Source organism: uncultured Wocania sp., assembly GCF_964021735.1.
Classification (GTDB): domain Bacteria; phylum Bacteroidota; class Bacteroidia; order Flavobacteriales; family Flavobacteriaceae; genus Wocania_A.
Map to the genome: position 1 here is coordinate 1 of NZ_CAXIBN010000198.1, position 5,466 is coordinate 5,466.

At 31.5% G+C, this 5,466-nt stretch carries 5 protein-coding genes; 2 read left to right on the plus strand and 3 right to left on the minus strand.

Features of this window, described 5'->3' with window-relative positions:
* The first annotated feature begins 502 nt into the window (after positions 1–502).
* Positions 503–1,708, plus strand: a complete 1,206-nt coding sequence (locus tag AADI82_RS13410; RefSeq protein ID WP_341216937.1) for an NAD(P)-dependent oxidoreductase — start codon at positions 503–505, stop codon at positions 1,706–1,708.
* Between the two features lie 106 nt (positions 1,709–1,814).
* Here the strand turns inward: AADI82_RS13410 and AADI82_RS13415 are convergent, their stop codons facing one another.
* Positions 1,815–2,045: a hypothetical protein gene (locus AADI82_RS13415; protein WP_341216933.1), complete on the minus strand. Its 231-nt coding sequence runs from the start codon at positions 2,043–2,045 to the stop codon at positions 1,815–1,817.
* 283 nt (positions 2,046–2,328) lie between these two features.
* On the opposite strand from AADI82_RS13415, the gene AADI82_RS13420 reads away from it, so the two are divergent.
* Complete coding sequence (locus AADI82_RS13420; RefSeq protein WP_341216934.1) at positions 2,329–3,414, plus strand: Fic/DOC family N-terminal domain-containing protein; 1,086 nt, start codon at positions 2,329–2,331, stop codon at positions 3,412–3,414.
* Positions 3,415–3,962: 548 nt separating this feature from the next.
* On the opposite strand, the gene AADI82_RS13425 is transcribed toward AADI82_RS13420, so the two are convergent.
* Both AADI82_RS13425 and AADI82_RS13430 read right to left on the minus strand, forming a co-directional pair.
* On the minus strand, positions 3,963–4,328 hold the full coding sequence (locus AADI82_RS13425) for a hypothetical protein (RefSeq protein ID WP_341216935.1): 366 nt from the start codon (positions 4,326–4,328) through the stop codon (positions 3,963–3,965).
* Between the two features lie 513 nt (positions 4,329–4,841).
* Positions 4,842–5,168, minus strand: coding sequence for a phosphotyrosine protein phosphatase (locus AADI82_RS13430; RefSeq protein ID WP_341216936.1), 327 nt, complete (start codon positions 5,166–5,168; stop codon positions 4,842–4,844).
* Positions 5,169–5,466 lie beyond the last annotated feature (298 nt).

Sequence of the window (5,466 nt, forward strand, 5' to 3'; positions counted from 1 at the left end):
GAACGCCGTCAATCAAGGCTTTCCGGAGACATAAAGCTTGTACACCTTGTGTACCTAGGCTAATCTTACTATAAATTCAGATTATGCAGCTAAAGCGTAGTTATTCTCGCCGTTTAAAATTTGGTCTAGCCTTTTACGTGTTTCAATGCCATTACACGACGTGCTTACCGTTCAATTAATCTCGCTGTCAAAACCAGTCGACCCCATTATTAATTTGTCACTTCGAGTGATTTTTATTTAAAAATCGTATCGAGAAGTGGGCTCTACCCACTTTTGCTTTTAATGGCAAAAGTGCGTCAGGGTTTTGGCAGTCGCTTTTTTTTTAGAAAAACAAAAAGGAGCTTTAACAAATGCCTCAATCCTAAACGCGGGAAGCAAAGGTATCAAAAAGTTTTAATAACTAAACAGATACAGTGTTTTATGTGCAAAATTTATACCAAGTTATTAGTTGTCAGTTTATAAAAATTTCATCAAATTAGCATAAACAAATTAAACAATGAGTATCAAGTTTGCTATTATAAAAGAACGTAAAAATCCACCAGACAGACGCGTTGTATTTTCACCAGAAAAACTAGCCGAAGCTAGATTACAATTTTCAGAAGCAGAATTTGTTGTAGAATCTAGTGATATTCGCATATTTCCAGACGAAGCATACATAGCACAGGGTTTTAAAGTTACTAATGATGTATCAGACTGCGATGTGCTAATTGGAGTAAAAGAAGTGCCTATTGAAAACTTAATACCCAATAAAAAATACTTTTTCTTTTCGCATACCATAAAAAAACAACCCTACAATAGAAAGTTGTTAAAAGCCATACTTGATAAAAATATAGAGCTATACGATCACGAAACTATAGTAAATCAAAAAGGGTTTAGGTTAATAGGTTTTGGTCGTTATGCAGGTTTAGTAGGTGCTTATAATGGTTTTAGAGCTTTAGGTTTAAGAGATAATTTATTTAATTTACCAAAAGTAGAAACACTTGCCGATTTAGATGCTGTTAAAGCAGAATTAGATAAAATTAAGCTTCCAAATATTAAAATTCTACTTTCAGGAACAGGAAAAGTTGCCCATGGCGCCAAAGAAATTTTAGACCATTTAAAAATAAAACAAGTAAGCGATGCACTGTATTTAACATCAAAATTTACTGAACCTGTGTATTGTTTGGTTGATGTTATGGAATACAGTAGGCGTAAAGATGGTAAAGTAGGCAATAAGTGGGAGTTTTATAAAGACCCATTAGGTTACGAAAGTAATTTTATGTCCTATGCTAAAGAAACTGACTTTTTTATAGCAGGTCATTTTTACGGTAACAATGCACCCTATTTATTTACCAGAGAAGATGCTAAACATCCCGATTTTAAAATTAATTTAGTAGCTGATATTTCTTGTGATATTGACGGTCCTGTAGCATCAACATTGCGTGCTTCAACAATTGCAAATCCGTTTTATGGTTACGATGCGCAAACCGAAAGCGAATTGGCTTTTAATGCACCAAATGCCATTACTGTTATGGCTGTCGATAATTTACCATGCGAACTCCCAAAAGATGCTAGTGAGGGTTTTGGTGATATGTTTTTAGAACATGTTATACCAGCCTTTTTTAATAAAGACGCTGATGGTATTTTACAACGTGCTAAAATTACCGAAAAAGGAAAGCTCACTAAACGCTTTGCTTATTTACAAGGTTATGTAGATGGTTTAGAATAAAAAAATATTGTAAATATATAATATTCAAATAAATACATTGTCTTTTAATATTAGTTAAGGAGGTAAGTGAACCTCTTTCGTAGTGCCTTTATTTATTTATTACTATTCAAAATTTAACAACTGCAAACGATATAGCATATCCAAGTGGCGCAACACACGTAAGTTTAAGTTCAGTATTTTTAAAAGTTGATTTTGATACTACAGATAATTCAATTGAATACAGTCCAACTGTAAATATTCCGATTGATTCAACCTCTGCAACGCAAACACTAATGCGTGCAGGTTTACCAACAGGTACAGGAAACGATATATTCGTTTTATTGGTTGTGTTCTTCAAGAGATTAACGGTGTTCAGTATCCGCTAAAAAATGGCACATATAACGTTTAAATATCGTAAAAGTAGCATAGTTTCATTCTAACCTTTGAAGCTAGCTTGAAAGGTTTAATCTAATTTTATTAAAACCTGTCAACCTATTTTAGGACGACTCACTATAATTTTTTTATTTTAATCTTATCTATTTAACGAGAGTAATAATTACACCTATCATTTAAACAAAGGTAATTTTTTAGTATATTTACCCTTGTTTGGATAACACAAGTAATATTTACCCTTGTTTAAAATGGCAAAATTTAATAGAAACATATCTTATAATAGCCTACCGCTATTACCACCTAAAACAACTTTAGAAACTACTAAAGTGTTACGCAAGACTATTGATGCCAGTAGAGCATTAGCGCAACTTAATGGTATGCTTACCAATTTACCAAACCCAGCATTGTTTTTAGACACCATTCATTTGCAAGAAGCTAAAGCAAGTTCTGAAATAGAAAATATAATAACTACTAATGACGATTTGTATAAATCTTTAGTAGCAGATAAAAAACTTGATAACCCAGCTACAAAAGAAGTTATAAGTTATAAGGAAGCACTTTGGAATGGTTTACAAGAAATAGAAACACGTCCTTTTATAAGTACAAATTTATGTGTTGAAATTGTACAAAGCATTAAAAAAAATACCGCAGGTATTAGAACAACACCAGGAACTGCTTTAAAAAATGCTAATGGCGAAACCATTTACACACCACCTACAGGTGAAGCTGTAATAAGAGAAAAGATGGCTAACCTTGAAACCTTTATAAATGGTGAAGATGCTGTAGACCCATTAATTAAAATGGCATTAATGCACTATCAATTTGAAGCTATACACCCTTTTAGTGATGGTAATGGTAGAACAGGACGTATTTTGTTATTACTCTATTTAAAACTTGAAAAATTGTTAGATACACCTGCAATTTATTTAAGTGAATATATCATTAAAAATAAGGCTGATTACTATAGAAAATTACGTGAAGTAACCGAAAATAAGGATTGGGAAGGCTGGATACTCTATATGCTTGAAATGGTAGAATATACTGCAAACAAAGGACTACAACGTTTAAAAGATGTCACCGATTTAATGGAAATAATGACCAAAGAAATTAGAAATACCTTACCCAAGGTATATACTAAAGAATTGGTTGAAATACTATTTAGATTACCATATACCAAAAGACAGTTTTTAATTGATGCCAAATTAGGCACACCAAAAACCGTGGGTAATTATTTAATGGAATTAGAAGAAGCTGGTTTTTTAATTTCTGAAAAGGTTGGTAAAGAAAAACTATATCTCAATCATAGGTTAATGGCTGTGTTAGAAGCATCCTAATTTACTTGGTTAACGAAATGAAACATCAACTAACAAATCTCAATCGCATAACAAAATAATGCTGTTGATGTTCAATGTGACCTTTTAAAAACAGTAAACACTTACACATTAAACAAACAAAGATTTGAGGTAAGGAATACTTGGATATTTCGACTGCGCTCAATACAGGCTTTAACGATGATTTTGTGCAGTTGAATGAGATAACGTCATTTTGTTTGAAGTTCCAATGTGAGCGTGGGATAAGCGGATATTTTACATAATACCAGTTATAGCTACGAAAATATAAGAATACTGCGTTAGCAAACCCTTGAAAGGATTTTTGCTACTATAACTTGTATTATGTAACATAGCTTGGGTGAGTTTAGGGTTTTATGAGAAAATAATAACAGAATAGCTTATTGCAGTTTGGTTTGATTTTATGAAAACCAAAGCTGTAATATGCTATTACCTTAAAGACAAAAAAACGCTAAACTTGTTAGGTGAGCGGAACAACACAAAAGACAGAGGATTTTGAGGTACGAAAAAACTGGGTTTTGGGTTGTGGGGACTTATAGAAACCTTAATAGAAATGGTACATCTACCTCAACTGGTTCATCAGTATCAAATAAAATGTCAGCTAATGAAACCGCCAGCGATACATTTTCTTCTTTTTCTGGAATATCAATATGAGCTATATCTAATTCATAATTTTGATTAATATAATCTATAATTCTATTTAAATCAGACTTCTCTATAATATCTAAACTATCAATGTATAATACTTGTTTTGGTATTAATGCAACTATAGATACCCTTACCTCATCATCATTATGAGGGTTATTAATATTCTTTAAAAGCATCCCCAAATTATCAATGTATCTTATAATTTTATTGTTGTCTAAATAGTTTGAAAAAGGATTAGTTGTTCTATCCATAGGCAGTATTTAACTTATGTTTACTTATCAAAAGTTAGTTTCTTAGTTCACCATTTTTATGAAAATAGTAATCGTTCAGACAAATTATTTAAAATGATTGAAGCATTACATCATGCTTATAATAAACAGCCTAAAAGTGATTGAATTGTCAACGATATTGTCAACCAAAAAAATAAAGCCCTGTAAATCAATTGATTACAAGGATTTTCGCGGAGAAAGAGGAACTATCCAAATTCTCAGTTTTGTTGATTTTTAGGGGCTTAAAAGCCATTTCAAATTTCACGTCCACCGAAATCGCCCCTTTTTAACAAAAGTTTAAGAGTTTTGAAGATTTTACACCATCTTTGAATTCAAATAGATATAGATGAGTGTAAATTCTATTTTATAAATACTTTTTACGTCTCTTTAATTCAAATATAACTTCGAGCCTACATATCTAACCTATCCAATAATTACCATTATATTGGTAAATATCACAGTTTTGTTCATAAAACTACCATTATAATGGTTATTCTAAAGCATAATTCTCTCGTCCAAAATTCTTAATAGCGCTTTGTCGTAATATTGATAAACGTCAGGAATATGTAATACTGTGATTTTAGAATAATATGTTGACCCTGTATGCTTTTTAATCTGGTCAAAATGCTTCTTTTCCATAACATAGACTTTATCAGCCCACTCTAATAAATCTTTAGTTAGTTCAGTTGTGCCTTCTTTTCTACAAATCTTAAGATTTGTTCCTGCGCTCAAAAACTCGTGTTCTGGAAATTTTACAGTAAAATAGTCCTCAGCCGTTTTAGAACGTTGTTTGTTTGCTGAACAGATGAAGAGGGTTTTCATATAAAATTGATATTATTTAGTGTTTATGAGCCAACTGATGCTTTGAGCTAAATTAAAAATATTATAGTAAAATAATGAGATAATTACCGTAAAGTGGTATCTTTCTCAAAAATTTACTTTTAAATTGGATGTTTCAGACTACATAAAGCAACTACAATCATTTGAGGAATACTCGTTTTCTTGGGATGAACTTGTAAAAAAGTGCCATAAAAGCGATACTGCTTTAACGCGCGAGCTCTCTCGATTGGTAGCCAAAAAGGAAATTATAAATTTGAGAAAAGGGTTTTATTTAATCATT

Coding starts and splice junctions, on each gene's coding strand:
- AADI82_RS13430 (WP_341216936.1), bottom strand. CDS start 5,168: ATGAAAACCCTCTTCATCTGTTCAGCAAACAAACAACGTTCTAAAACG.
- AADI82_RS13420 (WP_341216934.1), top strand. CDS start 2,329: ATGGCAAAATTTAATAGAAACATATCTTATAATAGCCTACCGCTATTA.
- AADI82_RS13425 (WP_341216935.1), bottom strand. CDS start 4,328: ATGGATAGAACAACTAATCCTTTTTCAAACTATTTAGACAACAATAAA.